The 21882-nt window shown below is 46.1% G+C and carries 22 protein-coding genes; 3 read left to right on the top strand and 19 right to left on the bottom strand.

The annotated features are described in order from the left end of the window. Positions 1–29: 29 nt before the first annotated feature. The 4 genes from iolC to iolE form a co-directional block, all read right to left on the bottom strand. Positions 30–1016 (bottom strand): 5-dehydro-2-deoxygluconokinase, encoded by a 987-nt coding sequence (iolC, locus tag AB4484_RS11005; protein ID WP_372078080.1) that lies wholly within the window; start codon positions 1014–1016, stop codon positions 30–32. Positions 1017–1025: 9 nt separating this feature from the next. Beyond that, complete coding sequence (locus AB4484_RS11000; protein WP_372078078.1) at positions 1026–2204, bottom strand: Gfo/Idh/MocA family protein; 1179 nt, start codon at positions 2202–2204, stop codon at positions 1026–1028. A gap of 88 nt (positions 2205–2292) precedes the next feature. Next, complete coding sequence (gene iolD / locus AB4484_RS10995) at positions 2293–4164, bottom strand: 3D-(3,5/4)-trihydroxycyclohexane-1,2-dione acylhydrolase (decyclizing) (RefSeq protein WP_268672475.1); 1872 nt, start codon at positions 4162–4164, stop codon at positions 2293–2295. 114 nt (positions 4165–4278) lie between these two features. Next, entirely contained in the window at positions 4279–5172 is an 894-nt protein-coding gene (gene iolE / locus AB4484_RS10990; RefSeq protein WP_048612816.1) for a myo-inosose-2 dehydratase, read from the bottom strand. Between the two features lie 557 nt (positions 5173–5729). Here iolE and AB4484_RS10985 point away from each other — a divergent pair. Together AB4484_RS10985 and AB4484_RS10980 are read left to right on the top strand one after the other, a co-directional pair. Then, complete coding sequence (locus AB4484_RS10985; RefSeq protein WP_050711780.1) at positions 5730–7172, top strand: sugar porter family MFS transporter; 1443 nt, start codon at positions 5730–5732, stop codon at positions 7170–7172. Positions 7173–7239: 67 nt separating this feature from the next. Then, complete coding sequence (locus AB4484_RS10980) at positions 7240–8127, top strand: LysR family transcriptional regulator (RefSeq protein ID WP_050633234.1); 888 nt, start codon at positions 7240–7242, stop codon at positions 8125–8127. A 109-nt stretch (positions 8128–8236) separates the two neighbouring features. Here AB4484_RS10980 and AB4484_RS10975 read toward each other — a convergent pair whose 3' ends face one another. The 15 genes from AB4484_RS10975 to AB4484_RS10905 form a co-directional block, all read right to left on the bottom strand. After that, complete coding sequence (locus AB4484_RS10975; protein ID WP_372078075.1) at positions 8237–8878, bottom strand: DapH/DapD/GlmU-related protein; 642 nt, start codon at positions 8876–8878, stop codon at positions 8237–8239. After that, positions 8875–9642 carry a phosphonate metabolism protein PhnP gene (gene phnP, locus AB4484_RS10970; protein ID WP_372078073.1) on the bottom strand — a complete coding sequence of 256 codons (768 nt, stop codon included), beginning with the start codon at positions 9640–9642 and terminating at the stop codon, positions 8875–8877. The genes AB4484_RS10975 and phnP overlap by 4 nt, the downstream gene beginning before the upstream one ends. Continuing rightward, the gene (gene phnN / locus AB4484_RS10965) at positions 9639–10295 is read right to left on the bottom strand and encodes a ribose 1,5-bisphosphokinase (protein WP_372078072.1); all 657 of its coding nucleotides are present in this window, start codon (positions 10293–10295) and stop codon (positions 9639–9641) included. The genes phnP and phnN overlap by 4 nt, the downstream gene beginning before the upstream one ends. A 3-nt stretch (positions 10296–10298) precedes the next feature. Beyond that, positions 10299–11432 carry an alpha-D-ribose 1-methylphosphonate 5-triphosphate diphosphatase gene (phnM, locus tag AB4484_RS10960; RefSeq protein WP_372078070.1) on the bottom strand — a complete coding sequence of 378 codons (1134 nt, stop codon included), beginning with the start codon at positions 11430–11432 and terminating at the stop codon, positions 10299–10301. Between the two features lie 15 nt (positions 11433–11447). Beyond that, positions 11448–12173 carry a phosphonate C-P lyase system protein PhnL gene (gene phnL, locus AB4484_RS10955; RefSeq protein WP_372078068.1) on the bottom strand — a complete coding sequence of 242 codons (726 nt, stop codon included), beginning with the start codon at positions 12171–12173 and terminating at the stop codon, positions 11448–11450. Between the two features lie 10 nt (positions 12174–12183). Next, positions 12184–13011, bottom strand: coding sequence for a phosphonate C-P lyase system protein PhnK (gene phnK, locus AB4484_RS10950; protein WP_017066704.1), 828 nt, complete (start codon positions 13009–13011; stop codon positions 12184–12186). Further along, the gene (locus AB4484_RS10945; RefSeq protein ID WP_372078066.1) at positions 13008–13928 is read right to left on the bottom strand and encodes an alpha-D-ribose 1-methylphosphonate 5-phosphate C-P-lyase PhnJ; all 921 of its coding nucleotides are present in this window, start codon (positions 13926–13928) and stop codon (positions 13008–13010) included. Before AB4484_RS10945 ends, phnK begins: the two co-directional genes overlap by 4 nt. Beyond that, positions 13925–15031: a carbon-phosphorus lyase complex subunit PhnI gene (locus tag AB4484_RS10940; protein ID WP_248367297.1), complete on the bottom strand. Its 1107-nt coding sequence runs from the start codon at positions 15029–15031 to the stop codon at positions 13925–13927. The genes AB4484_RS10945 and AB4484_RS10940 overlap by 4 nt, the downstream gene beginning before the upstream one ends. Next, a complete protein-coding gene (gene phnH, locus AB4484_RS10935; protein ID WP_086967490.1) occupies positions 15016–15636 on the bottom strand; it encodes a phosphonate C-P lyase system protein PhnH in 621 nt (206 codons plus the stop codon). Before phnH ends, AB4484_RS10940 begins: the two co-directional genes overlap by 16 nt. Positions 15637–15711: 75 nt before the next feature. Further along, positions 15712–16158: a phosphonate C-P lyase system protein PhnG gene (gene phnG, locus AB4484_RS10930; protein ID WP_086967488.1), complete on the bottom strand. Its 447-nt coding sequence runs from the start codon at positions 16156–16158 to the stop codon at positions 15712–15714. Continuing rightward, positions 16159–16854: a phosphonate metabolism transcriptional regulator PhnF gene (phnF, locus tag AB4484_RS10925; protein ID WP_248367299.1), complete on the bottom strand. Its 696-nt coding sequence runs from the start codon at positions 16852–16854 to the stop codon at positions 16159–16161. Positions 16855–16922: 68 nt separating this feature from the next. Next, positions 16923–17711: a phosphonate ABC transporter, permease protein PhnE gene (gene phnE, locus AB4484_RS10920; protein ID WP_086774585.1), complete on the bottom strand. Its 789-nt coding sequence runs from the start codon at positions 17709–17711 to the stop codon at positions 16923–16925. Between the two features lie 51 nt (positions 17712–17762). Further along, complete coding sequence (phnD, locus tag AB4484_RS10915) at positions 17763–18758, bottom strand: phosphonate ABC transporter substrate-binding protein (protein ID WP_050621794.1); 996 nt, start codon at positions 18756–18758, stop codon at positions 17763–17765. 17 nt (positions 18759–18775) lie between these two features. After that, positions 18776–19588: a phosphonate ABC transporter ATP-binding protein gene (gene phnC, locus AB4484_RS10910; protein ID WP_017067518.1), complete on the bottom strand. Its 813-nt coding sequence runs from the start codon at positions 19586–19588 to the stop codon at positions 18776–18778. Positions 19589–20000: 412 nt separating this feature from the next. Next, a complete protein-coding gene (locus AB4484_RS10905; protein ID WP_372078062.1) occupies positions 20001–21230 on the bottom strand; it encodes an MFS transporter in 1230 nt (409 codons plus the stop codon). Positions 21231–21638: 408 nt separating this feature from the next. Between AB4484_RS10905 and AB4484_RS10900 the strand changes: the two genes are divergently transcribed. Then, positions 21639–21882: PAS domain-containing protein (locus AB4484_RS10900; protein ID WP_372078060.1), on the top strand; the 244-nt coding region annotated here is incomplete at its 3' end.

The following is a 21882-nucleotide window of genomic DNA, read 5'->3' as shown; positions in this document are numbered from 1 at the left end:
ATCTGTAAAGAAGGTTCAAGTCAAAAGCGTTACGCTCGGCTCTCAATAAAATCGAGCAGTTCTTCCTTGGTTGGCATTGCCTCAGTACAGCTTTCGCCACTCACATTAATTGCCGCAGCAGCCGAACCATGACGAACACCATCCTCAAGTTCACCGTCATTGATGAGCGTCCAAATAAGACCACCAGCAAACGAATCCCCAGAACCAAATGGTTTGTTCACCTTGACTCGGAAGATGCCTTGTTCAAACTTATAGCCATCTTTGCAATACACTTTAGAACCAAGCTCTCCAGCCTTGATCACAACCACTTGAGTGTTTTCACGTAAAAATCGTTCTGCCGTTTGGTCATCATCTTGATTACCGGGTGCCAAGACCGTTTCCATCATGTCGAACTCTTCACGATTGCCGATGACAATGTCAGATAAACCCGCAGCAATACCGTAATAAATGGATGCATCGACATCTGTGCGCCAAGAATATGGACGGTAATCAACATCAAGAATCACCACCGTGCCCGCTCGACGAGCATGCTCCATAGCAATGAGCGTAGCTTCACGGCTTGGGCTCTCTGAAAGTGCGGTACCAGTTACAACCAGAGTTTTAGAACTCGCGATATACTCTGCGCTCACCTGTTCTGGTTTTATGGTTAGGTCTGATGCGTTGTTTCTATAAATCAGCACTGTACAGTCGCTTGGCTTCATCTCAGTAAATGCAACAGAAGTTCGAGAGCCCGTGTCATCAGTCATCATTCCGTCAAGGTTGATACCTTGCTCCTGCATATAACCTTTTACGTAGTCACCAAATGCGTCATTTGCCACGCAACCAATAAAGCCTGTTCTACCACCCAAGCGACTAACTGCTACTGCGATGTTTGCTGCAGAGCCACCAACGAATTTGTTAAAGCCAGAGATATCAGCCATGTCGGTATTGAATTCGCGAGCGTAGAGATCAACGCCAGCTCGGCCTAATACGATGGCATCCAGCTTGCGATCTTTTGGAAGTGCAATCTTTGTCATGGTCAGTTCCTATCTGCTGTATTCAACCCAAGCAGCGTTTTGGTCCGCAGACTCAACGCACTTCTCACATAAACGTACACCTTCAATGCCCGCATCAATACCAGGGAACCAAATATCAGACAGCGCTTGCTGGTCGTCACGCTCTGCCGCGTCAAACGCAAGTGCAAAACGGTGGTACAGGTTCGCCCAAGATTCGAAGTAACCTTCAGCATGACCACCGCCCACTCGATTTACAGCGACGCCAGGCGCATCTTGGTGCAAGTAGCCCATACCACGTTCAAGAATACGCGATGGTTCACCTTGCACTTCTAAGCGCAGTTGGTTTGGTTGCTCATCCCACCACTCAATCGATGCTTTAGAGCCCACAATTCTGATTTTTTGTTGGTGCATAGAGCCAGCATTTACCGCAGAAGCCCAAAGTGTGCCTACTGCGCCACCTTTGAATTCCATCATTACGTGTGCGTTATCTTCTAACGGTGTACGTGACTTAATAAAGCTTTGACGCATACAAGCTAAGCGGTCTACTTCAAGGCCAGTCATCACTTCGCACAAGTAAAATGCGTGCGTACCGATATCACCCAACACATACGTTGGACCTGATACTTCTGGGCTTACGCGCCATTTCAAGCCAGGATCGTTAAGTTCGTACTCTTCGTTATGGAAACCATGAGCAAACTGCATATTGATAACGCGGATGTCACCTAAGTCGCCACGCTGTACCATTTCACGAGCTTGCTGCACCATAGGGAAGCCGCTGTAGCCATACATCACTCCAATCACTCGATTGTTTTGCTCGGCGATAACTTTTAGTTCTTCCGCCTCTTCAGATGTAAACGTGATAGGTTTTTCACAAACAACATGAAGGTTTGCTTCGAGTGCTGCCTTACAAATCTCGTAGTGCGTAGAGTTTGGCGTGGCAATAGATACAGCCTGAATCCCGTCTTCACGTTGTGCTTCTGCTGCGAACATCTCTTTGTAATTCGCATAACAACGCTCAGGGTCTAATCCTAAGTTGGTTCCAAAATCTCTGCAGCGCACAGCATCTAAATCAAAAGCGCCAGCAACAAGCTTAAACAGTCCATCTCGTTGTGCAGCATTTCGGTGTGAATAACCAATCTGACTGCCACGTCCACCACCGATCATTGCCCAGCGTAGAGGTTGTTCAAAACGACGTTCTTCATTAAACATAATCTTGCTCCGTTATCTGATACATCGACTGATTGAGTGATGTATCAGTGGTTAAAGTTATTGTGATTTTAATTTTGGATATTCTTGATTAAACACCGCGACGCTGAGCCGCACGGCCCTCTTCCCAATCAGCGACTTTCTTTGCGGTCTCTTCGTTACGCGTAACCTCAGGAAGCCCCACTTCCCACCAGCAATCACATTTCGACCATGCCGCAGGAGATACTGGGTCAATGTCCACAACGATAACGTAGGTACGGTCAGCTTCTTTCGCTCTTGCAAATGCTGCATCAAAGTCGGTAATAGAGGTCAGTTTTTCGCTGATGGCACCTTGTGCTTCTGCATGCTTAGCAAAGTCAACACGAGCTAACTCTCCGTCTGGGCGGCGACAATCTTCCAGCAGGTTATTGAATGATTCATTACCCGTATTGTTTTGAAGCTTATTGATAACAGCGAAGCCGCCATTGTCACAAACGACGACGATCATCTTGTGGCCAGTAAGAACCGACGAGTAAATATCTGAATTTTGAATAAGGTACGAACCATCACCGACAAGAACCACAACATCATTATCTGGGTTGGCGATTTTCGCCCCCCAACCACCCGCGATCTCATACCCCATACATGAGTACCCAAAGTCGATATCAAATTTACCGATTTGGTAATTCTGCCAGTTCATGGACAGTTCAGCAGGCAATCCGCCAGCGGCAGTTAATACTGTATCGCCCTCTTCCATACTGCGGTTTAGCTTGCCAATCACTTCAGCATAAGAAGAAGTGCCTTCAAGTAATTCACCGGCTTGTGGGTGAGTACGACGTTGAACTAACGCTTTCCACTCATCGGCTTCTACTTTCGCTTTTGAAGACCACTCATCACCTGATCGCCAGTCAGCCAAAAGGCCAGACAATTTCGTCATACTGGTTTTCGCATCACCAATAACGGGATGAGAGCGATGCTTAATCGCATCAAATTTGGCCACGTTAATACTAACTAGTTGCATTTCTGGATTTTTAAATACGCTCCAAGATCCCGTAGTGAAATCTTGTAAACGTGTACCAATCGCAAGTACGACATCAGCTTCGTTAGCCATATGGTTAGCAGAGTTAGAGCCAGTAACGCCGATAGGCCCAGCATTAAGTGGATTGTCTTGCAGCATGGTGGCACGGCCTGCAATAGTTTCGACAACAGGGATGTTATGCTTAGCTGCGAACGCGGCTAGTTCATCGGTTGCAAGTGAGTAGTGCACGCCGCCACCTGAAATAATCAAAGGCTTCTTAGCTTTAATTAAGATCTCTTTCGCTTCTTCTAGTACGACTATTTCCGGCTCAGGGCGACGGATACGATGACATTTCTCTTCGAAAAATATCTCTGGAAAATCGTAAGCAATACCTTGAACATCTTGCGGCAATCCAAGAAAAACAGGTCCACAAGTCGCAGGGTCAAGCATAGTATCTAGTGCTTGTGGAAGCGTATGCATCAATTGGGCAGGCGACAACACGCGATCCCAGTAACGAGTCAATGGTTTGAATGCGTCGTTAGAGGTCACCGATGGATCTTCAAAGTTTTCCGGCTGTTGCAAGACAGGATCTGGAAGACGGCTTACATAAGCATCACCAGAGATAAGTAATAATGGCAGGCGGTTTGTATGGGCAATACCCGCTGCAGTAACCATATTAGTGGCACCAGGGCCAATTGAGCTGGTCGCAATACCTATACGTTGACGCTTATTCGCTTTTGCATAAGCGATGGCAGCCGTAGCCATTGATTGCTCATTTTGACCACGCCACGTTGGGATTTTTTCTTCGATGTTTTTTAGCTGTTGACCAAAACATGTCACATTACCGTGACCAAAAATGGCGAAAGCAGCACCAAATAATTGCTCTTCTTTTCCATCGACTACAATTTTCTGCGCTGCAAGATATTTAGCTAAGGCTTCAGCAACGGTTAGGCGTACAGTTTTCATCTTCTTCCTCGATCTTTCTGATACGTAATTGCCGCGTTACCTTGCCAATTACGTATTGTCCATGTGTCGACTCTGGCTTATTGGGGAGATAGCCCCTCAATAAGCCATTTGTTATTACAAGCCGTATTTATTTGCGTAACCCGTGATGTTCTCGTAAGCCGTTTTAGCAAACGTAAGCGGGTGTGCTTTAGCAGGATCTTGCTCCGCTTCAACCAGTAGCCAGCCTTCATAATTACGCGCTTTTAGTGCAGCAAACACGTCGTCGTAATTCACATCACCAGTACCAGGAACAGTGAATACCCCATCAAGCACTGCGTTTAAAAATGATTTATCAGCATCACGAGCTGCGTTCATAACTTCAATACGAAGGTCTTTAAAATGCATATGACCGATACGATGACCCCAACGCTCAATAACATTGACAGGGTTGCCACCACCATAAGTAATGTGGCCTGTATCAAGTGTCAGATAAACAGAATCACCTGTAGCTTCCATCAAACGATTGATATCTTCTTCTGTCTCAACAATCGTTCCTACGTGATGGTGGAAGGAAAGCTTGATGTCATGTTTATTCAACAGATAATCAGCAACAGTAGTTAATTTTTCAGCGTAAGTTTTCCATTCTTCCTCAGTCAAAATCACGCGAGATGATAACGGCTTGCTGATGTCGCCATGCACTGTATTACTCACTTCGCCGTAAACCATCGCTTTGCAACCAGCAGCTTTAAGCAGCAAGATATGACCTTGCATTTCTGCAATTTCTTCTTCTGCAGTTGATGTCATCAAATTTCCGCTGAACCAACCAGATGCCAATACTAGGTTGTGATTTTTCAACAAAGGAATAAGAGTTTCCGGATCTCTCGGGTATTTAGTACCTAGCTCGGTACCAGTAAAGCCAGACTCAGACATTTCACTCAAACATGTCTCCAACGGGATCTCACCACCCAGTTCTGGCATGTCATCGTTTGTCCAAGTTAAAGGGCTAATTCCGTATTGAACTTTGCTCATGGTCGTACTCCAAAATTTTTATATTTAATGTACTTAGGCCAATGAAATTTCAATTAGATCGTATCACTGCATCTGTTTGAAAATTTGACCATACAGGTTTGCTTCACTGAGATTCAATATAATCCAAACCAAACCAAATGAAAAATATTTTTCATTTTGAAAAATTAACTTTCCATTTTTCAAAATATATGGAAAAAGCTAGCGTTGACGGGGGATCAAGGAAAAGAATGGCACAGATCACACTTAATTAATATCAATAAAAACAACAGGTTATATAAATACAATCATTTGAAAAATATTTTCCACACCTTGATCAGGTTAACATTATTGACCGAAGAGACATTAATTTAATAGCCGTAGTCATTCTGAGCTATTATGATTCTCAACGTCGCTAGAATGAAAAATATTTATCAAATCTATTTATTATTATTACTAAATTCATTGGCGAGTTATTAATTCGATACTCTAACCCTACATTCACCGAGTATCGAATAATCGCCCAGCACTAACTTATTTGATGGTTAAGAGAGTGTATGGACAATACAAAGGAGTATGTAATGTCACCTAATAATGGGACACAGTCTCACAAACATAATATCGCTTACATAGTTAGAATTTGTTGTATCGCCGCGCTAGGGGGGATCCTACTCGGCTACGATACTGCCGTAATATCCGGAGCAATTGGGCCAATCAGAGATCACTTTGGTTTAACACCCGCTCAAACGGGTTGGGCAGTATCTAGCGTAGTTTTAGGAAGTATTATCGGAGCTGTATCCGCAGGAACCGTTGCCCTCAAATACGGTCGTCGAAGTGCACTCTTTTTGTCTGCTGTATTGTTTATCATCTCCGCCATCGGTTCCGCTATCGCACCTACATTTACCATCTATGTGTTACTCAGAATCATCGGCGGTGTGGCAGTTGGTATCGCTTGTGTGGTGTCCCCAATGTACATGTCTGAGGTTGCACCAAAAGATTTTCGCGGTCGAGCAGTCAGTATGTTTCAACAATCAGCGGTTATAGGCCAAACTGGTGTGTTCTACGTTAACTATCTAATTGCGAAAGGGATGTCTGAAGCCTGGTTGGTTGATGTTGGATGGCGTTGGATGCTCGCTTCTGAAGTATTGCCAGCGACACTGTTCGGCTGTCTATTAATCATGATTCCAGAATCCCCGCGCTGGCTAGTACTCAAGGGACAAATTAGTAAGGCAAAAGAAACACTCTCTCGAATTTCCAACCCAGAACATGCAGACAGAGTTATCCTCGAGATCCAAAAATCTTTAGTCCCTGCAAATGCATCAAAAAACAGTAAAATAAGCTTACGCTCTCCCCTTCTTTTTTCCATTCTTGTCATCGGTACATTTGTTGCGGCAGCTCAGCAACTTACTGGTATCAACGTCATTATGTATTACACACCAGAAATTCTAAAACCTATTGCGGGTGGCACCGAGAACGCGTTGTTCCAAACAACATTTGTAGGTGTGGTGTTCATTCTTGGTAACGGATTAGGTATGTACTTAATCGACAAAGTTGGTCGCCTACCGCTCATGAAATACGGAACTTTGGGCTGTGCACTCGGCATGACAATCGTCGGATATGTGCTCTATACCGGAACGGAAGGTTATGCAGCACTCTTTGCACTGTGTTTGTATGTAGTCGCTTATGCCACATCCTGGGGCTGTGCATGTTGGACGATGATCTCAGAAATCTTCCCAAACAGTATTCGTTCAAGAGCAATGGCTATCGCCGTGGGTGCACAATGGTTTACAGGATTTATTGTGACTCAAAGCTTCCCAATGCTTAACGAAAACCCATATCTGAAAGAAAACTTTAACGGCGCTTTCGCCTTTTGGGTATTCGCAGCGTTGTCCCTGATTTGTATGGTAGTCGTTGTTAAGTACGTTCCAGAGACGAAAGGAGTTGCCCTTGAAGACATGGAAAAAGTAATGGCTAAAAAATTAGGTAAAAAAGTTCCAAGCAAAACAGCAGAAGCAACGGTGTAAATAGTATTAAAGGCAGGCATTTTTAAACATTGCCTGCCTTTTCGTTTACTCGATCTAGGAGATTTTGATGTTAGATAAAATGGCATTTTTTATTTACGTTGTACGCACAGGGTCAATTTCAGCCGCAGCTCGCAAGCTCAACATATCAGTATCAGCAGGTAGCCGCTGGCTTCAGGAACTTGAGCAAAAATTTGGAATGCCACTGTATCGACGTAACAACCGCTTGTTAAAACCCACCCCTGCGGGTCAAACTTTATTTGATGAGTTTTCAGTGCTCGTTGACCAATCTGAAACCATCATGCGTACCATGCAAGACTATCAAAAACACGATAAAGGTCATATTGATGTAATTTGCACCCCAGTTTACGCCAATCATTTTTTAATGAATCACATCAGCGAATATCTCAGCACTAACCCCGAGGTCACTTTTAATCTCAACATTTCACCATGGGCACTTGATCATGCCGCCGACAGTGATATTACGATCAGTGCGAACGCATCCTATCAAGGCTATCGAGAAAAAGACTTACACCTAGTTCGTCGTGAAATAATGCAGAGCCCCTTTGTCGTCGTCGCTTCTCCAGAATATCTTGCTAGAAACAATACCCCACAAAGCCCTTCTGAATTAAAAACTCATTTATGCCTGTTTGCAACGACGCTCACCGGAAGTAATGACTGGGTATTCACTAAGGACAATGAGTGCCAGATAATTAAAATCCCTAAGTCGTTGGAAGTTAATGATAGTGACCTACTGCTTCAAGCTGCGCTGAACGGAACTGGTATCGCTTATCTACCGCAATTTTTGGTAGAAAATCACATCAATGACAAAACACTAGTGCCTATTTTTGAATGCTATGACACCAGTATTTGGAGCCTAAATATGTACTACCAACCAGCCACAACCGCATCCGCCGTTGCTATTCATTTTAAAGATTTCTTATTGGCTAAACATTGAGCATCAAAGAACTGATTACTTGAATCAATCAAAATTTTTACTTTCCATCGTAAACAAAAAGCAGCCACTTAGGCTGCTTTTTCGTTTTCAGATTTAAAGTGTATCAAGTTTAAGCTTGCTCAAAGTGACTCAAAAATTCGCCGCAGTCTTTTTGGAAAAGTGGCAAAGCCTCAGCGAGCTTTTCATCATTCCAATGCCACCATTCAAGGCTTTCTAGCCGCTCGGCATAGCTAGGGTCGTCAAACCGAGGACGCAACACTTTGGCAGGGTTACCAACCACAATTGAGTATGGCGGTATGTCTTTGGTCACCACGCTACCCGCGCCAACGATCGAACCATTACCAATCGTAATACCCGGAAGAACAATCACGCCGTGACCAATCCACACATCGTGTCCAACCTGTACTTTGTCTTCCTCACGCCACGAGAACACCTCATCGTCCAATGAAGTAGGGTCTTCACCTAGTTGATACTTGCCCGGGCGATAAGTGAAATGATGCAACGTTGGACGCCACCACGGATGGTTGCTCGGGTTCAGGCGAACGGCCGCTGCAATGGATGTGAACTTACCTATTTCGGTAAACATCAGGTTACAGTCATTTTGGATATAGCTGTAGTCTCCGACTTGCACGTTATTTAGCACGCAACGGTCAGCGATTTCAGTCCACCGCCCAAGTTCAACGTTGTGTAACTTACTACTTTCAGCAACGCTAGGTTCGCTGTTTAAGGTAGGGGAAAGTGGTTGGCTCATAGGGTTATCTCCTCGCCATCGTTGAGAATGCGTAATCGCTGTGAAAAGGCGTACGGGTGTTGTGTTGCCCAGTCGAGCAGGTGGTGACTGACATGAATCAAGCCCAGATTTGTGGGGCGACAGGTTTCATCGATGTCTAAAATATGGTGGAAGTCGTTGTGGTTTAGGCTGGCTCGAGCTTGAGGGGCTTCAATTGGCGGGTAATTACAATCGGTAATTAACCAATCAACGGGGAACTCTTTCAACCAACGCTCAGTTTGTTTTGGCAGCCCTACCGTGTCGGTTAAATAAGCCAAGCGCTTGCCATCGAATTCAAAGCAATAACCAAGACAAAGTTTAGAGTGATTGAGTGGCAAAGGCGTGATGGCGATTCCCTGCCAATCAAACGATTTAAATGCTTGTGCTCGCAGGGAAAAGTCCAAGATACCAGGGTGTTTATAAAGATCGTCGCAGCCAAGCGGATCATCAGGCGAAATCACCGAGATCTTATCGCCAGCGCCCCAGCGAAGATCAAACAAACTATGGACATGATCCATGTGGTAATGGGTCAATAAGATCTTGTCTATCGAGCCCGCAGGAAAACGGCACATAAGATCAGGAGCATTGGCATCCAGTAGTAAAAACTTGCCATTATGTTCAAGGTAAGCCGATGACTTTTCACGCCTCAAATTTGAGTCTTCGCGGGCAGCACCACACACCGAACAATCACACCCATAAACCGGTACCATCGCACTGTTGGCTGTGCCTAACATGGTTAGCTTCATGCGACACCACCTATGGGTTCTGCGAGCTTTTCAGCTTGTTCTTTTAAACGGGAAAACTGCGCAATGCTCTGCTCAAGCGTGCCGCTATTATCAATACACAGCGTATTATTGAGAGCCGATGAGCCTGATGCTGAATCGATACAATAGTCTGCCGAACGTTGTAAGCGAAGGGCTATCTGCGCTTCACTCTCTCGTCCTCGAGCTCGCAAGCGTGCTTCTAACACCTCGGTGTTAACGCTCACCACTACGGGAACTAATCGATCGCCAAACAGCTCTCTTGCTGCATCCAAATACGCACGTGAGCCATTAACCACGACACTCAAACCGGCATCCATCCACTGATACACTTCTTGGCCAATGCCATAACTCATGCCGTGCGCTTGCCAACTCATCGCGAACATATTGCGTGAATAGCGAATGAAGAATTCATCATCACTGAGCTCTACGTGGTTTTCGCCACCAGCATCGGCTGCACGTGTGATGTAGCGATGGGCGACCACCAAGTCTTCAACAAACTGCTCTCGTAGTGCTGAGATAATTGAATCTTTCCCTGCCCCTGAAGGGCCAATTACGTAATAAAGCTGACCCGGTTTGTCAGCTTTAGGGGCAGCGTTCACCACCCCATTCACATCAAATGAGTAACCTTTAGACATGGATTAGAATACCTTCTTGCCTTCACGCCACACACGAGATACCAGCTGGTGATCATCCAAACGATGCGCTAATACTAGATCGGCACGCTTGCCTTCTGCGATGACACCACGGTCCGTCAAGCCAAGAGCTTGTGCAGGATTCAATGTCGCCAATTGCACCGCCTGTGCTACATCGAGGTTATTGCGCTCATCATTCACTAGCGTAAATACCGCGTCTAACAAGCTCACAGGGTAGTAATCAGAAGACAAAATATCCAACACGCCCAAAGACCCCAGTTCATGCGCTGCGACGTTGCCCGAGTGCGAACCGCCACGAATCACGTTTGGCGCACCCATCATTACCTTCAATCCTAATTCATGAGAACGTTTCGCCGCTTCAACTGTGGTTGGGAACTCTGCGATGACCATGCCCAACTCTTTAGATTCCGTGACATGCGCGCTGGTTGCATCGTCATGGCTTGCGGTTGGAATATTCAAATCACGGCACTGACGGGTGATCTCATCACGGTTCTGTTTCGACCAGCGCTGTGACTGAGCAACCTGGTCTTTTTCGTAGAGCGCCATTTCAGCATCCGTCATGTTGTACTTGCCCTGATAGTAAGTACGGTACTTATCAATGTTCACAAATTGACGCTGACCCGGCGCGTGATCCATCAAAGAAACCAACTGAACTTCTGGCATATTCACGTAACGCTCAAATAAGCCAACGGTGGTAGAGTGCGGCACTTCACAACGCAAGTGAATACGGTGTTCGGCACGGGTTAGACCACGTTTCTGGCTCTCGGCTACAGTATTAATAAACTGGTCGAGATTCTCTTGGCGATTGCCATCTCGGTAGTCACCTAAGGCAACCGCATCAAGCACCGTGGTGATGCCCGATCCAATCAGCTGAGTATCATGCGCACTCATCGCCGAAAGCGGTGGCCAGTTTACCTTTGGTCTTGGCGTGAAGTACTTCTCTAGATTGTCGGTATGCAACTCAATTAAACCCGGCATCAAGAAGCCATTCTCACCATCAAAGGCACCCGGAAGCTGGCTTGTCGAGTCAGACATGTTGGCAATCACGCCGTCTCGCAACTCAACCGAGCCACGCACAACTTCATTCTCAAGCACCAGATTTACGTTGGTAATAATCATTTGCGTCAGCTCCCTTTACGCACACGCTGTGGTGAGTTGTTTTGGTGAAATGTCTTTTTGTAGCTTCACGTCATACAGTCGGTCAGCGACCAAATCTCGTGTTGCTTCGTCATGAAAGATACCGATGATTGCAGCGCCGCCTGCTTTGGCTTCTTCAATCAAACTCACGACTACCGCACTGTTGGTGGCATCAAGCGAAGCCGTTGGCTCATCAAGCAGTAGGATTGGGTAATCAACAATAAAACCACGTGCGATGTTCACACGCTGCTGTTCACCACCAGAAAAGGTTGCAGGCGCTAAGTGCCACAAATGCTCAGGTACGTTTAAGCGAGTCAGCAGTAACTTAGCTCTCTCTTGTGCTTCTTGCGCGCAGCCACCCATTTCCAACATAGGTTGCATCACTACTTCCAGTGCACTGATACGTGGAATGACACGTAAGAACTGGCTCACCCAACCTATGGTGTGCTTGCGCACGTTGATGATTTCTCTTGGTGTCGCTTTCGTAAGGTCGAGCGTACTGCCTTGGTGTACAACGTTAATTGAGCCAGAGTCCACTAGGTAGTTGGCATATAGCGCGCGCAACAGCGTTGATTTACCAGAACCTGAATGACCGTGCAGAACCACACATTCACCACTGTCTACTGAGAAGTTCGCACCAGTGAGAACTGGCAGTTCAACGCCATTTTGATTGTGCAGCACAAAGGTTTTGCTGACGTTGTTTACGGTTAATTTGGTATTCATGTCATCGTCCTTAATTCTGCAATACAGAAGAAACTAGCAGTTGTGTATATGGGTGTTGAGGGTCATCAAGCACTTGATCAGTAAGGCCACTTTCTACCACTTCACTGCGGCGCATCACCATGAGTCGATGGGCAAGCAAGCGAGCTACAGCAAGATCGTGGGTTACGATCACCACGGCCAATTCAAGCTCTGTGACCAAACGACGAAGAAGATCGAGCAACTTAGCCTGTACCGACACATCCAAACCGCCAGTCGGCTCATCCATGAAGATCAACTTAGGGTGAGTCACAAGGTTGCGAGCGATCTGTAATCTCTGCTGCATACCGCCAGAGAAAGTCGTCGGCATGTCATCCATTCGATCCGTTGGGATCTCAACATCACCGAGCCATTTCGCGGATTTCTCACGAATTTCGCCATAGTTACGTTCACCTACGGCCATTAGGCGCTCACCAATGTTGCCGCCCGCCGATACTCGACCTCGCAAGCCATCCATTGGATGTTGATGCACCACGCCCCACTCTGTACGCAGCAAGTGACGACGCTGGCTTTCCGCCATTTGGTATAAATCTTCCAGTTGTGATATTTGTTTATCCGCGTCACCACGCAGGTAGATCACTTCACCGCTGTCTGGGGTTTGACGGCCAGAAAGCGACTTCAATAAGGTACTTTTACCCGAGCCCGACTCACCCACAATGCCCAACACTTCTCCAGGGAAAAGGTCAAAAGATACGTTCTGAAAGCCCTTACCCGGCGCATAAAGCTTAGTGAGATTAGAGACAGACAACAGAGGCTGCTCTGACTGGTTCCATTCGTGTTTCATGTTCGTCACAGCGTTCATGCGTTGTTCTCCTGTTGTTCGCGACAGTAATCCGTGTCTGAACACACGAACATATGTGAGCCTTGGTCATCCATAACGACTTCATCAAGGAAAGTATCCGTCGAACCACAAATCGCACATGGCTCGTCCCATTGTTGAATCTCAAATGGGTGATCTTCAAAATCTAGACTTTGAACCTTGGTGTAAGGAGGAACGGCGTAAATACGCTTTTCACGACCGGCGCCAAACAGTTGCAATGCGGCCATATTGTCCATTTTCGGGTTATCGAATTTAGGAATTGGCGATGGATCCATGATGTAGCGATCGTTTACTCGCACTGGGTAAGCGTAAGCTGTTGAGATGTGTCCAAAACGAGCGATGTCTTCATAAAGTTTGACGTGCATGATTCCGTACTCTTGCAACGCATGCATTTTACGAGTCTCAGCTTCACGTGGTTCAATAAAGCGCAGCGGCTCTGGGATCGGCACCTGATACACCAAGATCTGATCTTCTTGAAGATCAACTTCAGGAATACGGTGGCGAGTCTGAATAATGCTCGCTTCCGTCGTTTTATCAGTCGTATTTGCACTGGCGATGGACTTGAAGAACTCACGAATCGACACGGCGTTTGTTGTGTCATCTGCACCTTGGTCGATCACTTTTAGCGTGTCAGGTTGGCCGATTATTGCAGCGGTGATCTGCACACCACCCGTTCCCCAACCGTAAGGCATAGGCATTTCGCGACCACCAAAAGGCACTTGATAACCCGGAATAGAAACCGCTTTAAGTAAAGCACGGCGAATCATGCGCTTGGTTTGCTCATCAAGGTAACCGTAGTTGTAACCCGTCGCACCTACTGGGCTCTGAGATGCTGTTTCTTCAGCATTGAATGGCACTGAAGCGTTACCTACCGGTGCATTAAGCGTTGCTGTGTTCATGACTGCTCTCCTTGTTCGTCATTACCTGGCTGAGCCATCAATTCATCGTGCTCTTTATGCATTTTTCTCAGCAGTTCCAGTTCTGCTTGGAAATCGACGTAGTGAGGAAGTTTAAGGTGAGAGACAAAGCCTGCGGCTTCTACGTTGTCTGAGTGAGAAAGCACAAACTCTTCATCTTGAGCTGGGCCATCGACAGGCTCATCGTATTCTGCGCCTTGCAAAGAACGGTCAACCAATGCCATCGACATTGCTTTACGCTCAGTCGCACCAAATGTTAAGCCGTAGCCGCGAGTCAGTTTGGCTTTCTGTTGTTTATTACCAACAAAGCCATTGATCATCTGGCACTCTGTCAGTTCAATTTCACCAATATCGATACTGAAACCTAACTCTTCAGGCTCAATCGATAGCGTTGAAAAGCCCGTACGAATCTCGCCAGCGAATGGGTGATTACGACCATAGCCACGTTGGGTTGAATAGCTCAGTGCCAATAAGAAACCTTCATCGCCGCGCACCAAGTTTTGTAGGCGTGCGCTGCGGTTACATGGGTAGTTCACCGGATTCATGGTGATGTCTTCTGGTACTTGTTGGTCATCTTCTTCGGTCAACATCATGTTGAGGTTTTCGAGAATGCCCAGCACCTGAGGGCAAGGTTCAGAGTCAGTCACATCTTGCGTAGGGATCTGCGGCGTTTCACCTTCGGCAAGCAGGCTGAAATCTAATAAGCGGTGAGTGTAATCGTAGGTTGGGCCTAAGATCTGACCACCCGGTAAATCTTTATAGGTTGCTGAAATACGACGTTCAATTCGCATTGTATTGGTATCAACGGGTTGCGCAGTGATCAGGCGAGGTAACGTGGTGCGATAAGCACGCAACAAGAAGATAGCTTCAACCAAATCGCCAGCCGCTTGTTTGATGGCTAATGCCGCGAGTTGTTTGTCATAAATTCCGCCTTCCGTCATCACTCGGTCCACCGAACCTGACAGCTGCTCTTGAATCTGTTCAACGCTTAATTCTGGTAATTCAGGATTGCCGCGACGCTTCTTCGCTTGCAGTTGGTGCGCCAGACTAATGGCCTTTTCACCACCTTTTACAGCAACGTACATGTTGTCGCCTCCACTTTAGTTGTACGAGGCAAACACAGCACTTGCTGGTTCGCCACAAAGATAAAGTCGACACCTAATGGGAACTTCACCAATGATTGACGTTCTTTAAGGTGAGCAATAAAGCCCGCCGGCAATCCGCTAAAAAACGCAGCTTGTTCACTTTGAATACCCGGGCCACTCAGAGACAGTTCAGTTCCCGACGTTAAGCTATCAACCTCTATCACAACTGTTGTTGAGGTATCTGGGTACTCTTCGTTACCGAGATTGAATGTCAGTTCTGACCAATCAACACCCTGTAGATCTTGCGCCGAAATCGCAGCAAAGCTCGCTTGTTGAGTCTGTTCGACAATCGGTGCGCCAATGTGAAACTTGATGTTTTCAGTCACAGCGTGATCAGCTTTTAATGTCGAAGATAGCCAGATTGGCGTTGCATTGTCGGCCATGGAAAGTAGCGTTTGAGCGGCTGCACTCATCATTGAACCAAAGCCTTCGCAACGATTTAGTGTTACGACGGTACCGGGTTCAGACATCGCCTTGAGCAGCAATCGAAAGCACTGCTGGCTGTCATGAACTGCATCTTGAAATGCAGGAGAAATCATACTCATTGAATTCGTTCTAACCTGTTTAATTCGTTAATCTTATTCTTGAATGACATGTAGTTCTTTTGCTTACCTGCGAAGCTAATCTTCACCTCGAACCATAGTAAAAAAGTCCACTTTGCTTGAAGCCACTTCTTGGCGACGTTGACTGTCTCGTTCGTGCTTCATCGCAGCCAACGGCTCAATCAGTTGCGCGTTAATCACCTCGGCTTGTTGCCCGTTTTGCATCAAGGCATCAACGACAGCAGCTAGCTCTGCATGAGGCTTACTTCGCCCCTGTAGGTAGCTGTAACCAAGTTCTCCACTTGTTAACTTGATGACTGCGCGAGTAATCGTGACATCCCCCATGTTGAACTGGCGGCCTGTTGAGCCCATACGCGCACGCACTTGCGCTAAACCAATCTCTGGTTGGCGAACCATTGCGTATTCTGCGTCTAGCCCTAATGCTTCCCAGCGCGTTTTCAATTCTGAGAACTGGCTCTGCGCAAGTACTGACATCCACTTTTGTCGCTCTTTCAAAGCTGTCATTTAGTGCTCCATTACTATTTCGGTTGCGTCGGCACGGGTATTGGAACTTGAAAATTCCGCTATCACTTGCGTGCCTTTGATTACGTTGGTGGTTTTAATTTTGAGTAGCGGTGTACTGGTGCTGATTTGCAATAAACGACACTCTTCATTGGTTGGGATTTTCGCGCCCACTCGAGTCTCTTTTCGCTCTAAATCAGTCTCCAAACCACGCTGAATAAATTGGTGCAATGAACCGTTGGTGAAGTTTTTGAGAATCGGCCACCACTCCAAGTTCGGTAGGTAGTGGTCGATGATGGTTCTCGGCGTATCTCCGGTTTTTCGCAGGGTACGGATATGAATAACCTTGCTCCCTTCTTCCACCTTCAAGTAACCCGCAATCTTGGGGGATACATTGATAAGGCGAGACTGAAGCACCTCACATCTTGGCATTGCGCCTTGCTCAATCAGGTTCTTGGTGAAATGTGCGCCCGAGTGAAGTCGATACTCACTTGGCTGACGAATCACCATGTTGCCTTTGCCTTGATGGCGTTGAATCAGGCCCGTTGACACCAGTTCATCGACTGCGCGGCGAAGCGTGTGACGATTCACAGCAAAGCGTTCAGCCAATTTGGATTCAGGTGGTAAGTAGTCACCCGGCACAAAGTGGTCTTTGACTTCCTTTTCCAGCTCTGAGGCAATATCTAAGTAAACGGGCATAAGGGTTTCCTTTCCTAAAATTCAATCACTTATCTAGACAAGTTCTTTTAAATAGACATCTAAGATGCCTAAATAAACTTCTTACGAATGATTTGAGAAACGAAGTCGATAATGCTTACCGTCACGATAACAATCGCCATAATTGCGGCAGTTTGTTGCAACTGGAAACCTGAGATAGATTGCCAAAGCAATACACCGATACCGCCCGCGCCAACCATGCCGACAACCGTTGCCGAGCGAATGTTCGACTCCAAGCGGTACAGTGAGTACGAAATCCAAAGTGGCAACACCTGTGGAATCACGCCGTAAAGAATCACTTCGATAGGATTCGCGCCTGTCGCTTTCACACCTTCCATCGGTCCGGGTTCAATCGCTTCAATCGCTTCGGCAAAGAGCTTGGCAAGCACGCCCGTTGTGTGAATGAATAGCGCCATCACGCCTGCAAATGGCCCTAATCCGACAACCACGACAAACAGCATTGCAAACACCATTTCATTGATAGCGCGTAAACAGTCCATCAATCGACGAATTGGAAATGTCACCCAGCTCGGCATCAGGTTTTCAGCACTCAGAATGCCGAATGGAATCGCTAACAGAATCGATAACACGGTTCCCCAAATGCCCACTTGAATCGTCACCAGCATTTCGGTTAAGTAGACATTGCTTTCACTAAAGTCAGCAGGGAAAAAGTCTTTACCTAGCTGAACCATGTTCTCTGGGTGTTCAAAGAACATCATTGGTGCCATTTCCGCGCCTTGCCACGCCCAGCTAAGGACCAGTAGTGCTATCACAGCAATCACGCCGTTTTTAATCGACAGCTTTGAAGAAGGCTCGTAACGTTGAGTCATTGCAGTCATTGTTCTCATACTCTTTTATAGCGCCGCCCACAGCGGCGCATGGGGATGGGGTTAACCTTTCAGCGCATCAATTTCTGTTTGCAGCTGGTCGATTTCGGCTTGGTATTGCGCCATACGATCGGCTCTCACTTTCTCGCTAAGGTTGCTGTTGTTTTCCGCTTCAACCAGCTTCTTAAACGCTTCCATTTGACGAATAGGCAGTAGTTGGTTGTTATCGGTAGCAGCAAAGCCAGACCAAGCCAGTTGATTTAGGTTTTTAAGCTGCTCAGGCTGTTCGCCGTAGCTCACGAAGAAATCACGCGCCTTTTGTTTCAAGCCTTCATCTAAGTCTTTACGGTAGGTAATCACATCTGATGGAATGAGCTCTGACTGCCAAACAACCTTCAGCTTGCTAAACAGCTCAGGGTTCTGATCTTCAATGCGAATAAGACTCATGGTGTGATTAGTTGCGACATCGACTTGGTTATTCGCTACGGCCATCACGTTAGCGCCATGGCTTGCGGTCACATTGCGGTGAAAGTCATTCGCGGAGATGCCATTGTTGGCAAATGCTTCGAAGTTCGGAACGAGGAAGCCCGAAGTAGAATTAGGATCGCCATTACCAAGCTTGAGTGTTTTGTGTTGCTCTAGAACATCTTCAAGTGTATTGATATTGTCGTTTTCAGCGTTAACAATCAGTAAGCTGTAATAGCCCTGTAAGCCATCTTCATCGATGTAACGAACAAAGGCTTCAGCGTTTGCACGGTCAACAGCTTCCATTGCCGCCTTGTTTCCGTAGTAAGCAAAATCCACTTTGCCAAAACGTTGTGCCTGAATGATGCCTGCGTAATCGGGTGCGAAATAGGCGTTCACTGGCATACCTAACGCTTTACCTAGATCATCCAGAAGAGGCTCCCAGCGGCTACGCAAGTTTTGTTGTGCATCGGTAGCGATGATGCCAAAGTTAATCGAATCTTTAGCAAAAGCATGGCCAGCAGTAAGTGTCGTCATCAACACAGTTGCTAGCGTCACGGCCTTCTTAATTCCTGATTTCATTGAATGAAACATCTTAAATTCCCTGATACTTAAAAAGACGCAGCGAGCACGTCGTTAGGTTGAATATGTGGCGTGTTTGTCGATTTTTTAGAACGATATAGATCTTCAAGCTGAGGCTTGGTCAGTTCCGCACTCTTTCCTTCGTAGAACACTTGGCCGTCTTTAAGCGCGATGATGTTTTCGCAATACTTAAGAGCGTGGTCGACTTGGTGGAGTGTTACGATGACAGGAATGCCTTCCTTTTGATTGATGTCCGTAAGCAGCTCCATCACGATGCGTGCTGATTCTGGATCAAGCGAAGCAATTGGCTCATCGGCAAAAATGATTTTGGCTTTCTGCATCAGCGCACGTGCGATTGCGACACGCTGTTGTTGGCCACCTGATAGGTTACCAACGCGTTGGCCTGCAAAATCTTCCATACCAACGCGACGCAGTGCTTCAAGCGCTTCTTGCTGTTGTTCAACCGTAAAAATACCCGTCAGAGTGCGCCACTTAGGTGTTGAGCTCAGTGCGCCAATCAATACATTGGTCATCACTGATAAGCGGTTAACGAGATTGAATTGTTGGAAGATGTAACCCGCTTGCGCACGGATGTCGCGAACATTGCTGTCTGCCTTACCGTTCGCCTGTACCGTTTGGCCAAGCACGTTAATTTGAGAGTCGGTGCTTTTATCTCCGATGATCAGACCGCTTAAGTGACGAAGCAGTGTAGATTTACCTGAACCAGACGGACCAAGTAGCGCCGTCATCTTACGACTGGTAATCGTCAAATTGATGCCATTCAGTGCCTTGTTCGAACCGAATGTTTTGTTGACCTTCTTAACTTCAATGATGTTATTCATCGTCAATGTCCCTGTTTGATTTAAGGCCACTTTGACGTTTGAATATTAAAGTTACGTGTCGGTTTATTTGCAGAAATGAAATATTTCAAGAGGTTAGTCAACTTGTCTAGACAAGCTTAACTCGCTGTTTAAAATACCAAAAAATCAAGGAATTTGCGGGAGAATATCAACTTATATACGGAGGTAATTCACAGTAATTTGACAATAAAAAGCTCAATAAACATCGCAGCGTCTTGGTGTTCTCCAAGTAATAGATACACACCTCCAATAGCTGCTAAATTCACATACAAAAAAGCACCCCATAAAAGAGTGCTCAAAGTGATTCATTTTGAAGCGATAACAATACAGGTTAGTCAAAACCTAAATGGACGGCGCTCTATGTTGTCGGAAAAATCTACGTTGTCAGTAAACCTTATATTTTCGATAAAGACGGTTGAGAGCGAGCTAAATGTAACCTTGATACGGTGACTATAGAGACAAAACCAACAACAGCACTACCAAAGATACTCCACAGTACCCATTGATAGCCTCCCATCTGCCAGATAACCGCGCCAAAGTATGGCGACAACGCAAATGCTAGCAAATAAGGCACCGCCATTGCGCCCGCCAAAGAACCAAAGTTAGCCTCCCCCATTACCTCACGAGTCGTTAAAGGCTTCACAATACTCATCACACCGTAAGCGGAACCCTGTAAGAGCACAAAACCAAACACCAGATACAGAACGTTCTCAGACAGAATCAAACACAAGGTCGCACAACAGATACTCATAAAACACGCAACGGTGATCCGCATGATCGACCAGTGTTTATCAACCAACAACCACATTACACGCCCGGCGACCTGCATTGGACCTATCAAAGAGATCACCAATATTGCTAAGTCATCAGGAACATTGCGCTCATCTAATAATGGCAATAAATGGTTTAACACCACACCATGATTAAGCGCGAGCATAGAGAAACCACAAGCAAGCAGCCAAAACATTGGGTTAGATAGATATGAAGCAGAACTAAAACGATCGCTTGAACCTTGTGAGACCGTCGGAGGAACTTGTGGCAGAGCACCGGCGTTGGAAGGCAAATTAAACCGAGCAAGCGATTTAGTATTGATGAACAGTAACGGAGCGGCGACGAATAGAACGACCCCAGCAAAAATCTGTAATGTCACCGTTAGGCCGTAATGCTGAGCTAAGTAATGAACTGTTGGAAAACAAATGGTACTCGCAAAGCCTGCTACCAAAGTGATCATGGTGATCGCACGCTTGGCTTTGGTTTTTAAGCTACGAATCAGAAAGGCAAAACAAGGTTCATAAAGGCAACCCGCCATTGCGATTCCCATTAATCCCCAGAGCAAATAAAACCAAGCAAGTTGTTCTACCAAGCTAACCAAAAACAGAAGCAATCCACCAATAACTGCCGAAACAGTCATCATCAGCGCACCATAACCTTTGTCAATTAAGCGCCCAGCAGGCAAAGCCGCAATGGCAGACACGCCAACCGCCAGAGTCAGCCCTAACATGAATTCAGACCGACTCCAGTCGTGTACTTGCTCCCAATGCAGAAGCATCGCCGGAAAAACGTAATAGAGACAACACCAGAGCAACGTCTGACCGAGGGCTAAACCCCAAACCGCTTTGTTCATAAATCCACACTTCTAGAAAATTCGAATAATTTAAATACAGTTATAGTAAAAGACAGTACTACCCGCTAACCCTATCGCTCAAAAGTGACAATCTAAAGAAAACCAGATGAATAGTTTACGAAGCGTGTTTTCAGCTGAATGTAGAACTTGTCCTAGATCATCAAAACATTCAATAACGCAACCTTTGGTTTTAAATATGTAAACCTTGATGAAGTTTAAGAAATTAAACCTGATTTACCTATTTCGAGTGATCATGTTCAAATTTCGTTCGTGATTTAGCTCTAAAACTTACGATTTGTTGATGTTTTAGACGTTTACGTCAGGTTTACAGAAGTTTACTGCGTATTGTGGAAATACCACCAAAGGAGTAGATTTCAGTCATTGAGTTCAAAAATGTAAACCGAAATCATGAATGTAAAACAAGTTCGATTCACCGATGAAGACAGAGAATGCTTAAGCAATTACTTCCGCTTAGCAGACACAATTGCCGATTTGATTGGTCCCTACTGTGAAGTAGTCATCCATTCATTTGAAAGCTTAGAAAACTCAGTCGTGAAGATCGTCAATGGTCATCATACGGGGCGTGAAATTGGTTCACCGATCACCGATTTAGGTTTACGCATGTGGAGTGCATTGAACCGGCGACGTTGTC

This window comes from Vibrio sp. 10N.261.46.A3 (assembly GCF_041472995.1).
GTDB classification, from domain to species: Bacteria; Pseudomonadota; Gammaproteobacteria; order Enterobacterales; family Vibrionaceae; genus Vibrio; species Vibrio coralliirubri.
The sequence above is the reverse complement of the archived record's forward strand: the minus strand, read 5'-3'. Positions and strand labels throughout refer to the sequence as shown.